This window comes from Bradyrhizobium sp. LHD-71 (assembly GCF_031157255.1).
Lineage (GTDB): Bacteria > Pseudomonadota > Alphaproteobacteria > Rhizobiales > Xanthobacteraceae > P52-10.
The window spans coordinates 32,728-52,849 of sequence record NZ_JAVIFX010000020.1; the positions used below are offsets into that span (position 1 = coordinate 32,728).

At 62.8% G+C, this 20,122-nt stretch carries 19 protein-coding genes; 16 read left to right on the forward strand and 3 right to left on the reverse strand.

All coding sequences use genetic code 11. The features are described 5' to 3' along the window. Nucleotides 1-14 precede the first annotated feature (14 nt). The 3 genes from RCO31_RS21465 (at nucleotide 15) to RCO31_RS21475 (ending at nucleotide 2,413) form a co-directional block, all read left to right on the forward strand. Nucleotides 15-1,124 (forward strand): amidohydrolase family protein, encoded by a 1,110-nt coding sequence (locus RCO31_RS21465; protein WP_308970543.1) that lies wholly within the window; start codon nucleotides 15-17, stop codon nucleotides 1,122-1,124. Next, on the forward strand, nucleotides 1,121-1,534 hold the full coding sequence (locus tag RCO31_RS21470; RefSeq protein ID WP_308970544.1) for a Rieske (2Fe-2S) protein: 414 nt from the start codon (nucleotides 1,121-1,123) through the stop codon (nucleotides 1,532-1,534). The genes RCO31_RS21465 and RCO31_RS21470 overlap by 4 nt, the downstream gene beginning before the upstream one ends. Nucleotides 1,535-1,606: 72 nt before the next feature. Continuing rightward, nucleotides 1,607-2,413, forward strand: a complete 807-nt coding sequence (locus RCO31_RS21475; protein WP_308970545.1) for a TIGR03084 family metal-binding protein — start codon at nucleotides 1,607-1,609, stop codon at nucleotides 2,411-2,413. Between the two features lie 2 nt (nucleotides 2,414-2,415). On the opposite strand, the gene RCO31_RS21480 is transcribed toward RCO31_RS21475, so the two are convergent. Then, nucleotides 2,416-3,474 carry a polysaccharide deacetylase family protein gene (locus RCO31_RS21480; protein WP_308970546.1) on the reverse strand — a complete coding sequence of 353 codons (1,059 nt, stop codon included), beginning with the start codon at nucleotides 3,472-3,474 and terminating at the stop codon, nucleotides 2,416-2,418. A 207-nt stretch (nucleotides 3,475-3,681) separates the two neighbouring features. On the opposite strand from RCO31_RS21480, the gene RCO31_RS21485 reads away from it, so the two are divergent. The 10 genes from RCO31_RS21485 (at nucleotide 3,682) to phoB (ending at nucleotide 13,859) form a co-directional block, all read left to right on the forward strand. Further along, a complete protein-coding gene (locus RCO31_RS21485) occupies nucleotides 3,682-5,076 on the forward strand; it encodes an OmpA family protein (RefSeq protein WP_308970547.1) in 1,395 nt (464 codons plus the stop codon). Nucleotides 5,077-5,078: 2 nt separating this feature from the next. Then, entirely contained in the window at nucleotides 5,079-5,375 is a 297-nt protein-coding gene (locus tag RCO31_RS21490) for a hypothetical protein (protein WP_308970548.1), read from the forward strand. 519 nt (nucleotides 5,376-5,894) lie between these two features. Further along, nucleotides 5,895-6,983, forward strand: coding sequence for a lysylphosphatidylglycerol synthase domain-containing protein (locus tag RCO31_RS21495; protein WP_308970653.1), 1,089 nt, complete (start codon nucleotides 5,895-5,897; stop codon nucleotides 6,981-6,983). Nucleotides 6,984-7,031: 48 nt separating this feature from the next. After that, entirely contained in the window at nucleotides 7,032-8,324 is a 1,293-nt protein-coding gene (locus RCO31_RS21500) for an ATP-binding protein (RefSeq protein ID WP_308970549.1), read from the forward strand. A 242-nt stretch (nucleotides 8,325-8,566) separates the two neighbouring features. Next, on the forward strand, nucleotides 8,567-9,580 hold the full coding sequence (gene pstS / locus RCO31_RS21505; RefSeq protein WP_308970550.1) for a phosphate ABC transporter substrate-binding protein PstS: 1,014 nt from the start codon (nucleotides 8,567-8,569) through the stop codon (nucleotides 9,578-9,580). 120 nt (nucleotides 9,581-9,700) lie between these two features. Then, nucleotides 9,701-10,693: a phosphate ABC transporter permease subunit PstC gene (gene pstC, locus RCO31_RS21510; RefSeq protein WP_374991521.1), complete on the forward strand. Its 993-nt coding sequence runs from the start codon at nucleotides 9,701-9,703 to the stop codon at nucleotides 10,691-10,693. Between the two features lie 4 nt (nucleotides 10,694-10,697). Further along, a complete protein-coding gene (gene pstA / locus RCO31_RS21515) occupies nucleotides 10,698-11,573 on the forward strand; it encodes a phosphate ABC transporter permease PstA (RefSeq protein WP_308970552.1) in 876 nt (291 codons plus the stop codon). After that, on the forward strand, nucleotides 11,570-12,391 hold the full coding sequence (pstB, locus tag RCO31_RS21520; protein ID WP_308970553.1) for a phosphate ABC transporter ATP-binding protein PstB: 822 nt from the start codon (nucleotides 11,570-11,572) through the stop codon (nucleotides 12,389-12,391). The genes pstA and pstB overlap by 4 nt, the downstream gene beginning before the upstream one ends. A 23-nt stretch (nucleotides 12,392-12,414) precedes the next feature. Further along, entirely contained in the window at nucleotides 12,415-13,131 is a 717-nt protein-coding gene (gene phoU, locus RCO31_RS21525; protein WP_308970554.1) for a phosphate signaling complex protein PhoU, read from the forward strand. 20 nt (nucleotides 13,132-13,151) lie between these two features. Further along, nucleotides 13,152-13,859 carry a phosphate regulon transcriptional regulator PhoB gene (gene phoB, locus RCO31_RS21530; RefSeq protein ID WP_308970555.1) on the forward strand — a complete coding sequence of 236 codons (708 nt, stop codon included), beginning with the start codon at nucleotides 13,152-13,154 and terminating at the stop codon, nucleotides 13,857-13,859. Between the two features lie 119 nt (nucleotides 13,860-13,978). On the opposite strand, the gene chrA is transcribed toward phoB, so the two are convergent. Next, on the reverse strand, nucleotides 13,979-15,208 hold the full coding sequence (gene chrA, locus RCO31_RS21535; protein ID WP_374991522.1) for a chromate efflux transporter: 1,230 nt from the start codon (nucleotides 15,206-15,208) through the stop codon (nucleotides 13,979-13,981). Between the two features lie 528 nt (nucleotides 15,209-15,736). Between chrA and fumC the strand changes: the two genes are divergently transcribed. The 3 genes from fumC to mqo are packed head-to-tail and all read left to right on the forward strand — an operon-like array spanning nucleotide 15,737 to nucleotide 19,129. Then, entirely contained in the window at nucleotides 15,737-17,200 is a 1,464-nt protein-coding gene (gene fumC / locus RCO31_RS21540; protein ID WP_308970557.1) for a class II fumarate hydratase, read from the forward strand. 34 nt (nucleotides 17,201-17,234) lie between these two features. Further along, the gene (locus RCO31_RS21545; RefSeq protein WP_308970654.1) at nucleotides 17,235-17,612 is read left to right on the forward strand and encodes a cupin domain-containing protein; all 378 of its coding nucleotides are present in this window, start codon (nucleotides 17,235-17,237) and stop codon (nucleotides 17,610-17,612) included. A gap of 17 nt (nucleotides 17,613-17,629) precedes the next feature. After that, complete coding sequence (mqo, locus tag RCO31_RS21550; RefSeq protein WP_308970558.1) at nucleotides 17,630-19,129, forward strand: malate dehydrogenase (quinone); 1,500 nt, start codon at nucleotides 17,630-17,632, stop codon at nucleotides 19,127-19,129. Nucleotides 19,130-19,238: 109 nt separating this feature from the next. Here mqo and RCO31_RS21555 read toward each other — a convergent pair whose 3' ends face one another. Continuing rightward, a complete protein-coding gene (locus tag RCO31_RS21555) occupies nucleotides 19,239-19,751 on the reverse strand; it encodes a GcrA family cell cycle regulator (protein ID WP_374991523.1) in 513 nt (170 codons plus the stop codon). Nucleotides 19,752-20,122: the final 371 nt, after the last annotated feature.

The following is a 20,122-nucleotide window of genomic DNA, read 5'->3' on the forward strand; positions in this document are numbered from 1 at the left end:
TGAAGGAGACCGCCATGAACATGCAGTTTCGACCCGGCGAGCAGAAGGGCACCGAGGCGGTCGTCAAGCAGGCCATCGCCGACTGTGACATCCACCCGACGCGTAAGGACCCGAAGGGCCTTTATCCATATCTGGAGAAGCGCTGGCGCGACCACCTCGATGCCTATGGCGCGCTTGTGTACCAGGGCATGGTCGTTGGCCCGCTTTATCCGAAGGGCCAGCCGAACGCTTCGCGCCGCGATGCGGTTCCGCCGGAAGGAGGCGTGCAGGGTTCGTCGCTGAAGTTCATGCAGCAGCAGCATCTTGATCCGAACAATGTCGCGCTCGGCATCATGTGCCCGCTCAGTCTGCAGGGTTTTCGCAACCTCGACCTCGGCGCGGCCCTGGCACGGGCGACCAATGACTGGCAGGTCGCTGAGTGGTCCGGCCAGGACAGCCGTCTGCGTGCATCCGTGGTTGTCGCCAACGAGGATGGTGAAGCCTCGGCGCGGGAAATTCGAGCGCGCGCCGGCGACAAGAACTTTGCGCAAGTGCTGTTGATGAGCCGCAACACCGAGCCGCTAGGTCAGCGCCGCTACTGGCCGATCTATCAGGCCGCGGAAGAGGCCGGATTGCCGATCGGCATTCACGCCTTCGGCAACAGCGGCCACCCGATCACGCCGGGCGGTTGGCCGAGCTATTACATCGAGGAGATGGTCGGCCATTCGCAGTGCCAGCAGTCGGCGCTCGCGAGCCTGGTGCTGGAAGGCGTCTTCGAGCGCTTCCCCCGGCTGAAGGTGATCTCGATCGAGGCCGGCTTCGGCTGGGCGCCGTCGCTTGCGTGGCGGCTGGACAAGCATTTCGACCGGCTGCGCAGCGAGCTGCCGCATCTGAAGAAGAAGCCTTCCGAGTACATCCGCGAGCATGTGTGGTGGTCGACCCAGCCGATGGAAGAGCCGGATGAACGCCAGCATCTGCTCGACGTGATCGAGTGGATCGGCTGGGATCGTTTGATGTTCGCCACCGACTATCCGCACTGGGATTTTGACGAACCGTCCCGCGTGCTTCCCGCCGGCGTCTCCAAGGAGAACCGCGACGCCTTCTTCCTTGGCAATGCGCGCCAGGTGTTCGGGATCGCCGCATGACGCGTCACGTTGTTGCCCCGGTGGACGAACTGCCACCGGGTTCGCGGAAGTTTCTGACGATCGACGAACGTCCGATCGCAATCTTCAATATCAAGGGCGAGTTCTTCGGCCTGTTGAATCGGTGCCCGCATCAGGGCGCCTCGCTGTGCGAGGGGCCGCTGATCGGGCTCGCCGAAGCGGAGACCCCCGGTGACATCAGGTACACCCGCCGCGGTGAGATCCTGCGGTGCCCGTGGCACGGCTGGGAGTTCGACATCCGCACCGGGCAGTCGTACTGCGATCCGAAGAAGTTTCGCGTCCGTGCCTACGACGTCAACGTCGAGCCGGGCGCGCGCGTGGTGAAGGGGCCCTACGTCGCCGAGACGCTCGCGGTCTCCGTCGAGGACGACTACGTGGTGGTCGATCTGTGAATAGCCGAAGAGTGAGTAGGATACTAACAGCGCTGGTTACTCACTACGCGCCACCGCCCCTGGAGCATCACATTGCTGCAAGAAATCAACGATTTCCACGACGAGGCCAACGAGCTGCGCGGGCTGCTCGAGACGCTGGAGGCGCCGGACTGGCAGCGCCGGACCTTGTTCAAGGATTGGACCGTCAACGACGTGGTGCTGCACTTGCATTGCAGCGACATCTCCGCCGCGGCCTCGGTGCGTGATGCCGCCGAATACGAGGCTCTTCGCGCGCAGATCGCGGAGGCGCGCAAGGGCGGGCTGTCGATGATCGAGGAATCTCGCCGGCGCTTCCCGGACCTGCACGGCGAGGCGCTGCTGACGCGGTGGTGGGATCAGGTGGAACGGCTGTGCGAACTGCTCGGTGCAAAAGATCCGTCCGCGCGCCTGAACTGGGCCGGTCCGGGCATGGGCGTGCGGATGTTCACTACCGCGCGGCAGATGGAGACCTGGGCGCACGGCCAGGAAATCTATGACGTGATGGGTAAGGACCGCCTCTTCCACGATCGGTTGAAGAACATCGCCGTCATCGGCGTGAAGACGTTCGGCTGGACCTTCACAAACCGCAAGTTGCCGGTGCCCGCGGACGTTCCGTATGTGCGTGTCACGGGACCGTCCGGCGCAATTTGGGAATGGAACGATCCCGCGAGCGGCACCTCGGTCGAAGGCGACGCGGTGGAATTCTGTCAGGTGGTCGCGCAGACGCGCAACATCGGAGACACGAAGCTCGCCGTAAGAGGCGAGGCGGCGCAGCGTTGGATGGCGATTGCGCAGTGCTTTGCGGGACCTCCGAACGATCCGCCCGCCAAAGGAACGCGTTACACGGCGAAGGCCGCGTAGGTTCACGCGGCGTCGATGCGGCGGAAGCCGTTCCATACCGCTGTCGGGGCGCCTGACGTCAACACCTTCAACAGGCGTTCGTCCTGGTAGTTGCCGTTCAGCGACAGCCGCGGCAGCGCCGTCATGTGCTCCGCATTTTCGGGAAACAGCATGCCGGGCCGGGTTGTCACCGCCGTACGAAAGCCGAGCTTGCGCACGATCGCGAAGTCGCGGGTGCCTGCTGCGGCCTTGTCGCCATAAGGGTAGGCGAAATGGGCGACCGGCCGATCGAGCTTTGCTTCGATATCAGCGCGGTTTGCGGCGATCTCGCGCTCGGCAAGGTCCGACGTGCATTTGGCCAGATTGCAGTGGCTCAGCGTATGCCCGCCGATGGTGACCAGCGGATCGACGGCGAACGTCTGCAATTCCTGCCACGACATGCAGAGTTCACGGGCGATCGGACCGTCATCCAGGCCGTGGCGGCGGCAAAGATCAGAGACGGTGCGGTTGACGTCGGTGTCGGCCGGCAGTGCGCGCAACCAGTCATGCACGGTCACAAACGCCTCGCGCTTTGCGGCCGTGTCGCGGCAATCGAAGCGCATCTGCGCGCCGTGCATCGGCACATCAAGAAAGTCGACTTTGGCGATCAGCCGTTCCAGCGCCACCCACCAGAGCTTGCCGGTTCCCGACGCGAAGTCGCTGGGGACATAGATTGTGAACGGCGCGCTGAAGTCGCGCATCACCGGCAGTGCAAAATCGCGGTTGTCGCGATAGCCGTCGTCGAAGGTGAAGCAGGCGAAGCGGCGTGCGAAGTTCCGCTCTCGCATCCGCCGGTGCATCTCGTCGAGCGTGACGATGTCGACGTCCAGCTCGCGTACATGCGCAAGCACAGCACGCAGGAAATCGGGCGTGATCTCCAGGTGGCTGTTCGGTTGGAACGCGTCCTTCCGCACCGGCCGCACCCGGTGCAGCATGAAGATCGTGCCGACGCCGGCCAGCAAGGGGCGCAGCAGGTGGTGCGCCCCGCTGAAATAAAGTGCTTCGAGCCCGGCGCGGACAATATTGCTGCGGAGCTGGCTCATGATCTTGGAGGGGTTGACTACATCCTGAAAGGGGTTGACTGCGATCGGCAGAATACCGGGTCGCCAATACCTCCAAAATGCCAGAAAGCGCTGAAGGAACGGTTAGTTATTGCCCTAAATCGGGACGTCGGCAGTAACCTTTCATTTGCAATTTGACACCCTCCGGCGGGTTTGTTTTGTGTCAAAAAGGACCGTTTAAGGATCTTCATGCGCACATTGCTGAGAGTTGTTCGCAAATGGTGGCCCGGCTTAATACCTTTGGCGATCCTTTGGGGTCTGGCAGCATGGTTCAGCACCGTTCCGTTCGAGGCCAACCTCGCCGGACGAACGGCGCTTTCGCTGCGCGAAACCATCCTCGACAAAACCAGGATCGAAGCCGCGGGCCGTGACCTGACGGTCGGTGCCGATGCGTTTTCGGAGGATGGCCGGCGCAGCTCGATCGCCATCGCCGAAGCCGTTCCCGGCGTCCGGTTGGTGCACGACCAGACCCGCATCGTCGATGAGGCGAAGCCGTTCACCTGGGCTGCCGAGCGTAATGTTTCGCGCCTGACGCTGTCCGGCAACGTGCCGCTGCCGGCAGTTCGGGCGCGGCTGCTCGAGGCTTCGCGCGGCATTGCCGGCGGCATCGAGGTGGCAGACCAGATGGCATTTGCGCGCGGCGTGCCTCCGCGCTTTGAGGCAACGGCGTTGTTGCTGCTCGAGCAACTCGGCCGGCTGCGCGACGGCAAGGTCGCCTTGTCGGACACCTCGGTCCGGCTGAGCGGTATCGCCCGTGAGCTTGGCGGACGCGAGGCAATCGCCGCCGCGCTTCGCAACTTGCCGGAAGGCTATGCGGTGGCCGAGAACGCGGTCGCGGCGCCGCCCTATATCTTCCAGGTCAACAAGGATCCAGTCGCAGCGACGCTGACGCTGGGTGGCTATGTGCCGGACAATGCCGCCCATGTGGCCCTGATCGAAGCGGCCAAGCGGAAATTCCTGAACGAGAAGATCGTCGACAATCTCAAGGCGAGCGTCGGTGCGCCGGCCGGTTTTGTCGATGCCGCTACGGCCGCGCTCGGTGCGCTGTCGCGCCTGTCGACCGGATCGCTGACGATGTCGGATCGCAAGGTCAAGCTCTCCGGCGACGCCCTCTACGACGTCGCCGCCGACGAGATCCGCACTGGTCTTCCGGGCGAGTTGCCGAAAGGCTGGCACGCCGAAGCGGAGGTCTCCACCCGACCGCCGGCAAGCGCGGTTGACGGCACGGTGTGCGAACAGCTGTTCACCGAACTTTTGGGGCACGGACATATCCGCTTCGTGTCCGGACAGGCCGACATCGACAATGACTCGCGCGGCCTGATGGACCGGCTGGTGGAGATTGCGCTGCGCTGTCCGACCTCCAACCTGGAGATCGTCGGTCACACCGACTCCGACGGCGACGAGGCCACAAACATGCGCCTGTCGGAGCGACGAGCGCAGGCCGTGCTTGATTACATGCTGCGTGCGGGATTGCCTGCCGATCGGCTGCACGCGGTCGGCTACGGCCAGACCCAGCCGGTCGCCTCCAACGACACCGCCGAGGGCAAGGCGCAGAACCGTCGCATCGAATTCAGGGTGAGGTAGCGATGCTGTTTCTCGCAGAGTTTCACTGGGCCTGGCTCGCGGCGGCTGGCGTCGTCGGCCTCCTGATGGGCTGGGTGGGCGTCGTGCACCGCAGCGGCGGCCTGTCCAGACGCGGACTGCAATGGGCCGCCGCGGTTCTTTTGCTGGCAGCCGCCAGCGCCTTCGCGCGCATTGTCCCCGGCCGGTTCGGTTACTGGCTCGACCTTGGGCTTCTGATGTTCGCCGCCTATATTATCGGTTGTGCCATTGGCGCCTGGTTGCGCGAGCTTGTGGTCGCAGATCATCGCTCGGCGTCATGAGGTATCATCCGGGCGAGTTCGACCGATGAAATCTCGGGCACGAACTTCAGCTTCAAAGCGCACCGGCTTCAAAGACCCGAAACTTGAAGGCACCGACAAGTGTTAGCGGGCTACCTTTACGCCGCGGTGCGACGCTTCGATGTGCGGGGCTTGATCGTGTCCGCCGGGCGGCAGGCGCTTGCGCTGGAAAAGCTGACTTTGGCGGTGTCAAGTTGTCCGTATTCCGCCGGCAGCGGCTCGTTGCCACGCTCGCGGAGATTTGAGCATTCTGCTAGGAACCGCAAACGGCTAGTGTTCCGGCGCCGACCGATCACATTGCGGCAACCTCGTCTGCGACGGTGAGAACCAAGAGGACACTGGCAACTTTACTGAAGTGAATTGCGCTTTTTGATTGAGGCTCGTACGCAAGACTCGCGGCAATGCAGATACGAACGTCAAATCCAGCGCACTAACGCTCGAACACGGAAGAGCAGGTTGGAATGGCCGAGCATGTCCGGCACGCAGAGTTCTGAATTGCCGATGCTGGGATCGATCCGCAAGACGGTCGCTCTTCTTCGCGGGAGGCAGCTGCTTCACAAGCTCGGCCTCGTGCTGAGCCTGACGGTCATCGCGATCGCCTGCTATGTCCTCTACGACATGCTGCGCGATCTGGACTTCGACGACCTCATCGCGGCGATCAAAGGCAAGTCCGCGCGGTCGATCGTGCTTGCAACGGTGTTCGTCGCTGCCGCTTACTTCACACTGACATTCTACGATCTATTCGCGCTGCGAACGATCGGCCGGCGTGATGTGCCGTACCGGACTGCGGCGTTGGCTGGCTTCACCAGCTATTCGATCGGCCACAACGTCGGTGCGAGTGCGCTCACCGGCGGCGCGGTGCGCTATCGCGTCTATTCCGCGTGGGGCTTGAATGCGGTCGACGTCGCCAAGATCTGCTTCGTCGCCGGTTTGACCTTCTGGCTCGGCAACGCAGCGGTGCTGGGACTCGGCATCAGCTATCACCCGGAGGCTGCCTCCCAGATCGATCGTCTGCCGGTCTGGCTCAATCAGATCGTGGCCTTCATCATTCTTGTTGTGCTTGCGGCCTATGTCGCCTGGGTCTGGGTGCGGCCGCGTGTTGTCGGTCGCGGCCAGTGGACCGTGACACTGCCGGGTGGGCCGCTGACGCTGCTGCAAATCGCCATCGGCATTGTCGATCTCGGCTTCTGCGCGCTCGCCATGTACATGCTCGTGCCCGACACGCCGTATATCGATTTTGTGACAGTCGCGGTGATTTTCGTCTCGGCGACGCTGCTCGGCTTCGCCAGTCACTCGCCCGGTGGGTTAGGCGTATTCGATGCGGCGATGCTGGTCGGCCTGTGGCAGTTCGACAAGGAGGAACTGCTGGCGGGCATGCTGCTTTTCCGCGTCCTTTATTACATCACGCCGTTCGTGCTCTCGTTGATGATCCTGGCTGTGCGGGAAATCCTGCTCCAACGCCGCGCTCCTCCGATCGCTCCCGTCGCAGAGACGTCACACGTGCTGCCGGCGGCAACCGATGTCATCGCGGGAAGCCTTGACGAGGCCGACGAGACGCGGTCAGTGATGCGGGAGGAACGCCGCGCCTGACGCGGCACCATTTGCTTGCTGTCTTGTGCGGTCTTGCCGGAGGCGAACGTGGCTGCGAATGCTTCTGCTCTTTCGGCGCCATGGTCCGATCGCATCAAGCGCTCGGCAATCATTTTGCTCGTCACGGCGCTCGTGCTGGGCGGTCTCGTCGTTCTGACGGATCTCAGTCTGGCGCGCGGGATCTTCGCCTTTGTCTGCATCGCCGCGGCGGCGCTCGTTCCATGGCAGCTGCACGAAGGTGCCCATTCCCGCGAGGCCGAACCGCGCGCCGATCCGGTGGATGCGGCGGTTGTCCGCTCACTCGTGACGGGACTGCCGGATCCTTCGGTCCTGCTCGATCGTGCCGGCCGCGTGCTGCACTTCAATCCTGCAGCGGCGGAACTCGCGCCTGCGCTTCGGCGCGGCGAGCTTGCGCAGTCGGCGCTGCGCTCACCGGAAATCGTTGCGACGCTGCGGCAGGCGCTTGCGATCAACAAGCCGCAACGGACGAACTACGTCGATCACGCGCCGATCGAGCGATGGATGGAGCTTGTAGTCACGCCGATCCCCGTTCCGACCCACTTCGGCGGTTCCGATACGTGCATGCTGATGACGTTTCACGATCAGACCCCGTTGCGGCGGGTCGAGGAAATGCGCGCCGATTTCGTCGCCAATGCCAGCCATGAGTTGCGTACGCCGCTGGCGGCGCTGTCCGGCTTCATCGACACTCTGCAGGGGCCTGCAAAGGAGGATGCCGCCGCGCGCGAGCGGTTTCTCGGCATCATGCGCGCTCAGGCGACGCGGATGGCGCGCCTGATCGATGACCTTCTGTCGCTGTCACGGATCGAACTCAGTGCGCATGTACGCCCGAGCGAACCAGTCGATCTGATACCGCTGCTGAACCAGGTGGTGGATGGACTCGAGCCGCTCGCGCGTGAACGCGGCGTTGCTATCGCCGTCGATATTCCGGAGGGGCCGGTCATCGTGCCCGGTGACCGTGATGAATTGCTCCGGCTGTTCGAGAACCTGATCGAGAACGGCCTGAAATACGGCGCGTCGGGCGGCAAGGTTGATGTGGCGCTGACAGAGGTGCCGGCGTCGGAAAGCCTCAATGAGGTGCGCGTGACGGTGCGAGACTATGGTCCTGGCATCGCTCCGGAGCATCTGCCCCGCCTGACTGAGCGCTTCTATCGGGTCGACGTCGGCGACAGCCGGGCGCAGGGCGGCACCGGTCTCGGACTGTCGTTGGTGAAGCACATTCTCAATCGCCATCGCGGTCGTCTGCTGATTGAAAGCGTGCTCGAGAAGGGGGCGACATTCACCGCCATTCTCCCCAGGGCGGCATCGCCCCAGAAAATCTAATCTTGTTGTTTTTCAATCACTTAATGCTGTCATCCGACTGTCATCAAACTCTCATAAATCCATGACGGGCGCGATCTAGACGAGGCTCGCCACCGGACGTTAACGGCCTCTTAAGGCGCCGGAACCGTCGGCGGCATCGGACACTCAGGATCTTAGGGCAACCTGATCGTGGGCAACTCGGCGCCCGGCCGGCGCGTTCTACCGCTGAGGGCGGCGGCGCGCTTCAATGATGGAGAGAGCCAGTGAAATTCCTCAAAGCCACCCTCGCTGCCGGCGTCCTCGCCGCGACAGCGCTCAGTGCGCACGCCGCCGACATTACCGGCGCCGGTGCCACCTTTCCGTTCCCGATCTATTCGAAATGGGCTGATGCCTACAAGAAGGAGACCGGTAACGGCTTGAACTATCAGTCGATCGGTTCCGGCGCTGGCATCAAGCAGATCCAGGCTAAGACCGTGACATTCGGTGCGACCGACGCCCCGCTGAAGGCTGAGCAGCTCGAGAAGGACGGTCTGGTGCAATGGCCGCAGGTGATGGGCGCGATCGTTCCGGTCGTGAACGTCGAGGGTGTGAAGGCAGGTGAGCTCGTCCTCACCGGCGAGACGCTCGCCGACATCTATCTCGGCAAGATCACCAAGTGGGACGACGCCGCGATCAAGAAGCTCAATCCTTCGGTCACGCTGCCGTCGAGCGCCATCACTGTCGTTCGTCGCTCGGACGGTTCGGGCACGACCTTCAACTTCACCGACTACCTGTCGAAGGCGAGCGCAGATTGGAAATCAAAAGTCGGCTTTGGTACGGCGGTCGAGTGGCCGGTCGGCGTTGGCGCCAAGGGTAACGAGGGCGTAGCGGGCAACGTTGGCCAGACGAAGAACGCGATCGGCTATGTCGAATATGCTTATGCGAAGCAGAACAAGCTGACGTACACCGCCCTGGTCAACAAGGCCGGAAAGACCGTCAAGCCGACCATGGCGTCGTTCCAGGCCGCTGCCGCGAATGCCGAATGGGCGAAGGCGCCAGGTTATCATGTGATCCTCACGGACCAGCCGGGCGACCAGTCGTGGCCGATTACGGCGGCGACCTTCATCCTGATGCATAAGCAGCCGACAGACAAAGCGGCCGCGGCCGAAGCGATCAAGTTCTTCACCTGGGCGTTCGAAAAGGGCGACAAGGCGGCCGAAGAGCTCGACTACATCCCGATGCCGACTTCGGTGGTCGATCTGATCAAGAAGACCTGGAGCGCGGACATCAAGAGCTGATCCGCTCCGGATCAGGAGTTGTCGGAGGAGAGGCCGTCCTCTCCTCCGACGCATACCCGAGGCAACAGGCCGTTGCCGGCCGAGTTTGGGAATGTAAGGGTGGGAGATCGCGTGGCAGAGATCGTGGTTCAAGGAGGGTCGTTGGAAGCGTCCGGGCCATTTGACCGTGCTCGTGCACTCAGCGCCTTCAAGCTCAGCGATAACCTGTTTTATTGGACGACCCGCATCGCCGCACTTTCGGTGCTTGGCATTCTCGGCGGGATCATCCTTTCACTGATCGTCGGCGCCTGGCCGGCGATGAAGACCTTCGGCTTCGAGTTCCTGTGGACGCAGCGCTGGGCGCCTTCGGCGCAGCCCGAGCCCGTACTTGGCGCGCTGGGTCCCATTTACGGGACTCTGGTGACGTCGTTTATCGCGATGCTGATCGCGGTGCCGGTCGGTCTTGGCATTGCGATCTTTCTTACCGAGCTTTGCCCGCAATGGCTCCGCCGCCCGATCGGCATTGCAATCGAACTGCTCGCCGGCATTCCCTCGATCATCTACGGCATGTGGGGCTTCTTCGTGCTGGGCCCGTTCCTGGCCAACACCTTCCAGCCGCTGATGATCGGTTTGTTCGAAGGCGTGCCTGTGCTGGGCGATATCTTCGCCGGGCCTCCGTCGTATCTCAGTCTTTTCAATGCCTCGCTCATACTCGCGATCATGGTGCTGCCGTTCATTACCGCGGTCTCGCGCGACGTGTTCGACACCGTTCCTCCGGTGCTGAAGGAGGCTGCCTATGGTGTCGGTTGCACCACCTGGGAAGTCGTGCGCAGCGTCGTCATTCCCTACACGCGCGTCGGCGTCATCGGTGGCGTGATGCTGGCGCTCGGGCGGGCGCTGGGCGAGACGATGGCGGTCACGTTCATCATCGGCAACTCTTTCCGCATCTCCTCGTCGATCTTCGCGCCGGGCACGACCATTTCGGCGGCGATCGCCAGCGAGTTCGCCGAAAGCGACGGCTTGCATCAATCGTCGCTGATCCTGCTTGGCCTGTTGCTATTCATCCTTACGTTCTTCGTGCTCGCTGCCGCGCGGCTGATGCTGATGCGGCTCGATCGCAAGGCCGGGAAGTGACGCCATGACGACACTCGCCGTTGACATGCCTGCCGTCAATCCAATCTATGCCCGGCGCCGCCGCTTGGATATCGTCATCCGCGTGCTCTGCTTGGGAGCCGCGCTGTTCGGCGTGAGCTGGCTCGCGCTGATCCTGTTCACCTTGTTCTGGAACGGCTTGGCCGGCCTCAGCCTGCAGGTCTTTACCGAGATGACGCCGCCGCCCGGATCGAATTCCGGTGGCCTGTTGAACGCGATCGTCGGATCACTCTTGATGACGATCATCGGCGTCGGCATCGGCGCACCGCTCGGCATGTTTGCAGGCACCTATATGGCCGAGTACGGCCGGTATGACCGGCTGACCTCCGTCGTGCGCTTCATCAATGACATCCTGCTCAGTGCGCCCTCGATCATCATCGGCCTGTTCGTCTATGGTGCCGTGGTGGTTCCGATGGGCGGCTTCTCGGCGCTTGCCGGTTCGCTGGCGCTGGCCGTGATCGTCATTCCGGTGGTGGTGCGCACCACCGAGGACATGTTGCTGCTCGTACCCAACCCGTTGCGCGAGGCCGCATCCGCGCTTGGCCTGCCGCGGTCGCTGGTGATCCGTCGCGTCGCCTATCGCGCTGCCCGCGCCGGGATCGTTACCGGTATGCTGCTCGCCACTGCCCGCGTTGCCGGTGAAACCGCGCCGCTCCTGTTCACGGCGCTGAGCAACCAGTTCTGGAGCCTGGACCTTACGAGCACGATGGCGAACCTGCCGGTCACCATCAACAATTTCGTGCAGAGCCCATACGATTACTGGAAGCAGCTCGCCTGGGCCGGCGCGCTGATCATCACGCTTGCAGTTCTGGCCTTGAATATCGGTGCGCGCATTCTCGGCGCCGAGAGGACGAGTAAATGAACAATCTCAATGTCTCCGTCGACCTTCCGCACGCTTCGGCACCGCCGTTGTCGATGCCGGATGCTCCGCCGAAAATCACGGTGCGCGACCTGAATTTCTATTACGGACAAAGCAAGGCACTGAAGAGCATCAACCTGACGCTTGGCACCAACCGGGTGACGGCCTTCATCGGTCCGTCGGGCTGCGGCAAGTCCACGCTGCTGCGCATCTTCAACCGCATGTACGACCTGTATCCGGGTCAGCGGGCCGACGGCCAGGTGCTGCTCGACAAAACCAACATTCTCGACCCGAAGCTGGATCTGAACCTGTTGCGCGCCCGCATCGGCATGGTGTTCCAGAAGCCGACGCCGTTCCCGATGACCATCTACGAGAACATCGCCTTCGGCGTTCGCCTTTACGAGAAGCTCTCAAAGTCCGAAATGGATGAGCGGGTCGAGAAGGCGCTGCGCGGCGGCGCGCTGTGGGACGAGGTGAAGGACAAGCTCAACGCGAGCGGTTTGAGCCTGTCCGGCGGTCAGCAGCAACGCCTTTGCATTGCGCGCACCGTTGCGGTCCGACCCGAGGTCATCCTGTTTGACGAGCCCTGCTCGGCGCTCGATCCGATATCGACCGCAAAGATCGAGGAACTGATCAGTGAGCTGAAAGAGGACTACACGATCGCCATCGTCACGCACAATATGCAACAGGCCGCGCGCGTGTCGGACCAGACGGCGTTCATGTACCTCGGCGAGCTGGTCGAGTTCGATCAGACCAGCAAGATATTCACCTCGCCGTCAGACCGGCGCACGCAGGACTATATTACGGGCCGGTTCGGCTGACCCGTTCCCGGAGAGATACGGCAATGGCCTCAGAACACACCGCTAAAGCATTCGACGTCGATCTGCAGGAGCTTTCCCGGCTGGTCGCCGAGATGGGCGGCCTGGCGGAACGGCAGATCGTCGATTCGGTCGACGCGCTGGTCCGTCGCGACGTGACGCTTGGACGCCAGGTGGTGGCGCTCGACGCGGAGATCGACAAGCTGCAGCATCAGATCGAAGAGCGCGCAGTGCTGACCATTGCGCGGCGGCAGCCGATGGCGATCGATCTGCGCGAGATCGTCGGCGCCTTGCGCGTTGCGACCGATCTGGAGCGGATCGGCGACCTTGCCAAGAACATCGGCAAGCGCGTCGGTCAGCTCGACGGTGATTTCAACCCGCTCAAGCTGATCCGCGGCCTGCAGCATATGACGACGCTGGTCCAGTCCCAGGTCAAGTCCGTGCTCGACGCATACGCGGCGCACAACCTGCCGGCGGCGATGACCGTCTGGAAGGGCGACGAGGAAGTGGACGCGATCTGCACCTCGCTGTTTCGCGAGCTTCTCACCTATATGATGGAGGATCCGCGCAACATCTCGTTCTGCATCCATCTGATGTTCTGCGCCAAGAACATCGAGCGGATCGGCGATCACGCGACCAATATCGCCGAGACGGTCTTCTACATGATCGAAGGGCAGCAGCTTCAGAGCCCACGCCCGCGCGGCGAGCCGTCGAATTTTGCGACGGTCGTGCCCGGTAATTGAAACAGAGTTGCGGGAGAACCATGAACGCACGGATTCTGGTCGTCGAGGACGAAGAGGCGCTGACGACGCTCTTGCGCTACAATCTCGATGCGGAAGGCTACGAGGTCGAGACTGTCGGGCGCGGTGATGAGGCCGATACGCGGCTGAAGGAGCGGGTGCCAGACCTGGTCGTGCTGGACTGGATGCTGCCCGGCCTCTCAGGCATCGAGCTGTGCCGCCGTCTGCGAGCACGTCCGGAGACCCGGCAACTGCCGATCATCATGCTGACTGCCCGCGGCGAAGAGAGCGAGCGCGTGCGAGGCCTTGCGACCGGTGCCGACGACTACATCGTCAAGCCGTTCTCGGTGCCGGAGCTGCTCGCGCGCGTGCGCGGTCTCTTGCGCCGCGCCTCGCCGGAGCGAATGGCGAATGTTCTGTCGTGGGGCGATCTCGAACTCGACCGGGAGAAGCGCCGGGTGTCGCGCGCCGGTGCGCCGATCGAACTCGGCCCGACCGAGTATCGGCTGCTGGAGTTTTTCCTCGAGCATCCAGGACGGGTGTTCAGCCGTGAGCAGCTTCTCGACAGCGTCTGGGGGCGCGATATCTATATCGATGAGCGCACGGTCGATGTGCATATCGGCCGCCTGCGCAAGCTCTTGAACTCCGGCCGCGCGATCGATCCCATCCGCACCGTGCGGGGCGCCGGCTACGCGCTCGACGATCGCTTCGGCAAGGTCGAGCAGTCTTAAGCTCCGCGCGAGCCGCCTCTAGAGCATTTTCCGCAAAAGTGGACACCGGTTTTCCGCAGAAAATGCGACCAAACAAACGAATCTAGAGCGCTTTCCGATTCAACTAATCGGAAAGCGCTCTAGACCATGGCGAGCGCCGCGCCGCCGGCGGCGCTCAGCACGACCACCAACCATGGCGGCACCTGCCACATGACGAGCAGCAGGAATGCCGCGGCCGCGAGCGCGAAGTCGCCGGTGTTGAGAATTCCTGCGGTCCAAACGGGATTGTAAAGCGCCGCAAGCAACAGGCCGACGACCGCAGCGTTCACGCCCCTGAGCGCGGCCTGCGCAGTCGGGCGGTGTCGCAAGCCCTCCCAAAACGGAAGCGCGCCCACGACCAGAAGAAACGACGGCAGGAACACGGCGACGAGACAGATGGCGGCTCCCATCCAGCCGTTCGGCTCCGGTCCCATCGAAGCGCCGAGAAAGGCTGCGAACGTGAACAGCGGACCGGGGACCGCCTGAGCGGCGCCATATCCCGCGAGAAACGCATCGTTCGTGACCCAGCCCGGAGGGACGACAGATGCCTGAAGCAGCGGCAGCACGACATGTCCGCCGCCGAAAACGAGCGAGCCCGCTCGATAAAATGAATCGAACAGCTTCACGCTCTGCGTCGGCACGACCGATGCGAGCAGCGGCAGTCCTATCAGCAGCACGAAGAAGACACCGAGCATGATGAAGCCGGTGCGCTGGCTGACGCTGAGGGGCAGCGAGGCCTGATCGCTCGGCGCCTCCGCACGCAACAGGGTGATTCCGGCAAGGGCTCCAAGAATGATGGCGCCGATCTGACCCCATGCGCTCGGCACGGCAAGCACGATGGCGGCGGCGATCACCGCCATGGTCGCGCGCTCGCGATCCGGCGTCAGCGAGCGCATCATCCCGAGCACGGCTTGCGCGACAACGGCGACGGCGACCACTTTGAGGCCGTGCAGCCAACCCGCGCCTGAGACGTCGCCCAGGGCGCTCACACCATAAGCGAACAGAACAAGCGCGATGGCGGATGGCAGCGTAAATCCAGTCCAGGCTGCCAGCGCGCCCGGATAGCCGGCACGGGACAGGCCGATGGCGAGACCGACCTGACTGGATGCCGGGCCAGGCAGAAACTGGCAGAGCGCGACGAGATCGGCGTAAGCCCGGTCGCTGAGCCAGCGCCGTCGCACCACGAATTCATCGCGGAAATAGCCGAGGTGCGCGACAGGCCCGCCAAACGACGTCAGGCCGAGCCGCAGGAAGACGGCGAAGACTTCAAGCCATCGGCCGGTCGGGACGGGCTTCGCCGGTTCGACGATCTGGTCGTTTCCCGAGTTCATCTCAGTCATCGTCGCCCCTCAAGATGTAGCAGTCCGCAACCACCAATGTTCGTGACATGGTTGCTGACGTCGACGGTGACGTCCCGCCGTACACGAGCCACGGGGCGTCACGCTAGTCTCTAATCAAGCGTCCGCAAACCCGCAGATCGCGGATCAGACAGGGTCCATAGCGTTCGTCGCACCCATGAGCTCATCGCGGAATCGACATGACGTTGAGGCGCACAATATCGGCGACTGAACCTATCACCGATCACTTCGGATGCTCGTGTTCGACCTGCACACGTTGAGCCGGCACTTCTTCAATTGCCAAGAGTCGCGGGCCGATGCGATTGCCGTTCATAGATGACGGGCGCGTAGTAAATCCTATTAAAAGTGTTGGTGTCAGCCGCATCAGTGCGCGACGCGCCAATCGCAGTAGGCGCTATAAGTTTAAATTTCGAGTTCCCAACTTAATGGTCTGCGCCTGTGTTTGGACTGATGATCAGCGAGATGGCTTGAGCCGAGGCCACAACGGAGCAGAGACCGCCAATGGCACAAATCGCTGCCTTGAGCGCCCACGCGAATCTTCACTTGCCGATCGGAATCTCTGCCACCGGCGTTCGGCGTGAGTTCGATTCCATGGGCGAGGTCGACGTTCCAGCGGACCGCTACTGGGGGGCGCAAACTGAGCGGTCGCTGCGCCACTTCAATATCGGCGGCGACCGGATGCCCAAAGAGCTCTACCACGCCTACGGCTATGTCAAGAAAGCCTGCGCTCTCGTGAACGCCGCAGCTGGACGGCTGCCGGACTGGAAGCGGGACGTGATCGTCCACGCGGCCGAGGAAACGATCGCTGGAAAGCTCGACGACCACTATCCGCTCTTCGTCTGGCAGACTGGATCGGGCACGCAGTCCAACATGAACGTGAACGAGGTGATCTCGAACCGCGCGATCCAGCTTCTCGGTGCCAAGCTCGGCTCGCAGCAGCCCGTAGGCCCGAACGACGACGTGAACATGGGCCAGTCGTCTAACGATACGTTTCCGACCGCCATGCACGTGGCTTCGGTCGAAGCAATCGACACAATGCTTGTGCCCGAGGTGAAGAGACTCGCCGAGACGATCGAGCGCAAAGCCGATGGCTGGATGGACGTGGTCAAGATCGGCCGCACTCATCTGGAGGACGCCGTGCCTCTGACCGTCGGACAGGAGTGGTACGGATGGGCTGGGCAGATCCGCGCAGCGCTTGCTGACATCGAGGTGAGCCGCAAGGGACTCTACGAACTCGCGGTGGGCGGCACCGCCGTGGGCACCGGCCTCAACGCGCCTGCCGGCTATGCCAAGGATGTTGCTGCGAAGATCGCTGAACTCACCGGCAGGCCGTTCGTGACGGCGCCGAACAAGTTCGCGGCCCAGGGCTCCCTGGACCCGATGGTGCGGGCGCACGCCGCCCTGCGCGGTCTTGCTGTGTCGCTGATGAAGATCGCCAACGACATACGTTGGCTGGCTTCAGGACCGCGCTGCGGCTTCGCCGAACTGCTGCTTCCTGCGAACGAGCCCGGATCCTCGATCATGCCTGGAAAGGTGAATCCGACCCAGTGCGAGGCCATCGTGATGATCGCAATCCAGGTCATGGGCAATGACGCCGCCGTCGGTTTCGCCGGCAGCCAGGGCAATTTCGAGCTGAATGCGATGCGGCCGGTGATCATCAGCAACTTCCTGCATTCGGCACGCATCCTTGCCGATGGCTGCGCGAGGTTCCGCGAGTTCTCGGTCGAAGGCATCGAGCTGAACCGCAACAAGATCGATGAATATGTCCAGGATAGCGTAATGCTCGTGACGGCGCTCTCGCCGATCATCGGCTACCAGAACGCCGCTCATATCGCCGAGAAGGCGATCGCTGAAGGTACGACGCTCCGCGAGGCAGCGTTGGCCTCCGGCAAGGTCGACGCCGCGCTCTTCGACAAGACCATCAAACCCCTTGCCATGGTCGGTCACGGTCTCGCCGGCGCGTGAAACACGGGAGCAAACCATGATCCGATGCGTGAGAATGTGGACTGGCGAGGACGGCTCCTCCGTCTTTGAGGAAGGCACCATTGCCCTCGCCGAGGGAGCGCGCGGCGATTTCATCGGCAAGCTGACCGCGGCGAAGAACATCTCCTTCCGTGAGACCGCTTCCGGCGGCTCGTTCGAATGGCACCAGGATCCGGTCCCACGCTTCGTCATTACCCTTTCGGGCACTCTCGAATTTGAAACCAGGTCCGGTGCGACCTTCACCATCCGCCCGGGTGACGTCCTTATCGCCCAGGACAACACCGGCTCCGGCCACAAGTGGCGCCTGATCGGCGATGATCCGTGGCGGCGCGCCTATGTCGTCTACGAGGAAGGCGCCGATCTCGGCTTTGTCCCTTCCAAACGTGCAAGCTGATGGCCGGGAGCCCCTCTATGCCAACGAAGTTTGTTGAGAATCCCGACGTCGTGCTCATCGGCGCGGGCATCATGAGCGCAACGCTCGGCTCCGTTCTGAAGGAGCTTGAACCGTCGCTTTCGGTCCTCATGTTTGAGCGTCTCGCCGATTGCGGGCAGGAAAGTTCACAGTCCTGGAACAATGCCGGCACCGGTCATGCCGCCAACTGCGAACTCAACTATACGCCGCAGCGCCCGGACGGCACCGTCGATATCTCCAAGGCGCTGGAGGTGAACACCGAGTTCGATACTTCCCGGCAACTATGGGCGCATCTGGTGCGCAAGGGCGCGATTCCGGATCCACGCGCCTTCATCCATCCTTGTCCGCACATGAGCTTCGTGTGGGGCGACGCCAATATCGCGTTCCTCCGCGAGCGCCACAAGGAGATGTCGGCACATCACTGCTACCATGGCATGGAGTACAGCGAGGATCCGGCGATGATCGCACAATGGGCGCCGTTGATCGTCGAGGGGCGCGGCCCTGACGAGCGGATTGCCGCGACGCGCATCATCACGGGCACTGATGTCGACTATGGCGCGCTTACGCATCTTCTCGTCGCCCAGCTTTCTCGGCTGACCGGCTTCCAGGTGCGTTACAACCGGCAGGTCGTCGGGCTCGAGCGCGAGGTCAACGGCCGCTGGCGTGTGACCGTCGAGGACACGGATGACGGAACGCGCCAGAGCACCTCGGCGAAATTCGTCTTCATCGGCGCCGGCGGCGATTCCATCGATCTCCTTCAGATGTCCGGCATTCCCGAAGGGCGCGGCTATGGCGGTTTTCCTGTCAGTGGCATCTGGCTACGCTGCGATGTCGACGCGGTCGTGTCACGACATGAAGCCAAGGTCTACGGCAAGGCCGCGACCGGCTCGCCGCCCATGTCCGTCCCCCATCTCGACACGCGAATCGTCGGCGGCAGGAAGTCGCTGCTCTTCGGCCCTTATGCGGGTTTTTCGTCGAAATTCCTGAAACACGGATCCCTGAGCGATCTGTTTCGATCGATCACCTTCGACAACGTCCTGCCGCTTCTCGACGTCGCAAAGAACAACATCGCGCTGACCGAATACCTGATCGGGCAGGTGCTCCAAAGCTCGTCCCATCAATTCGCTGCGCTGAAGCAGTTCTTCCCGAAGGCATCGCGCTCCGATTGGAAAGAGGCCGTTGCCGGTCAGCGCGTACAGATCATCAAGCCCTATCATCAGGAGGTAGGTGGCTTCCTGGAGTTCGGCACCGAACTCGTACCAGCCACGGACAAATCGCTGGTCGCGCTGCTCGGCGCCTCGCCCGGCGCTTCGACCGCCGCCTTCATCGCGATGGAGGTGCTCCAGACCTGCTTCGCGGACCGCCTCACCCAGGATGGCTGGCTGCCGACGCTCAAACGGATGATCCCGACCTACGGCATCGACCTGAAGACCGATGCTGATGCCTGCCGCCGTATCCGCGCTGAGACGGCATCGGTGCTGAAGATCGAGAATATCTGAAACCACCCTCATGAGGCGGCTGCGACAAAGCAATCCGGCGCAGCTGGTTGCGGCGGGCTCAGACTTGGCTGTTTGACAATTGAATGAACGGACGGTGCAGTCGGAGACCTTAGCGAGTCCTCGGCGGGTTCCGTCTGCGGTCGCCCGCCGGTTGATAGGCGATGCGCGAATGATGCGCGCAGTACGGCAGGCTGGATAGCGACTTGCCGCCGCAGAAGTAGAAGTCCGCGCCGCCTGGATCGCCGACCGGCCAGTGGCAGGTGTTTTCCGTGAGCTCCAGCAGCGTCTTGCGCTGGCTCATCGGCACGACATTGTCGTAGGCGATGGGATCGGCCTCGACTTCCATCTCGAATGCATGCGCCAGCGCGGTGTTGCCGCGCGAGACCGGACGGGAAATGCGCATGATGTGCTGGGCCGGACGCGCCTTACGTGGCCGCGGAACCGACGAGGAGGGGCTTTTCGCGCGGCCCGAGAGTCCCAACCGGTGCACTTTGCCGATGACCGCGTTGCGGGTCACGTTGCCCAGTTCCGCCGCGATCTGGCTTGCTGAAAGCCCGGCCTCCCAGAGCTTCTTCAGCTGCTCCACGCGAGGCTCAGTCCATCCCGAAAGTTCATCTTTCATCGTCATGAATCTTCCCTAACTCGCCAGCCCCGGCGGCTGAATCCTTCCTCCCTCGCCGGAATCGTTAGATGACGAACCGGACGTTACGCCTGACTCAAGCGACAAAAAGGGGGCAGAAACGCTGCACGAGATGTCGTGTCTGATGGTGCAAACGCTACAATATGGCGTGACTCGGGCGCAAGAGTCCGAACCTGTGAATTCCCACATGATCTGTGCAGAAACCAGTAAAATCGGCTTTTTCTGCGACTCCGTGGGATCGGTGCGGCCCTGCCGCGCGGTGTTGACAGTTTGCGGGCCGCCAATAGAATGTTCCTGTACGTGCCGCCTTGGAAGGGCGGCACTTTTATTTCCGGCATACGCCAAACCCGGCG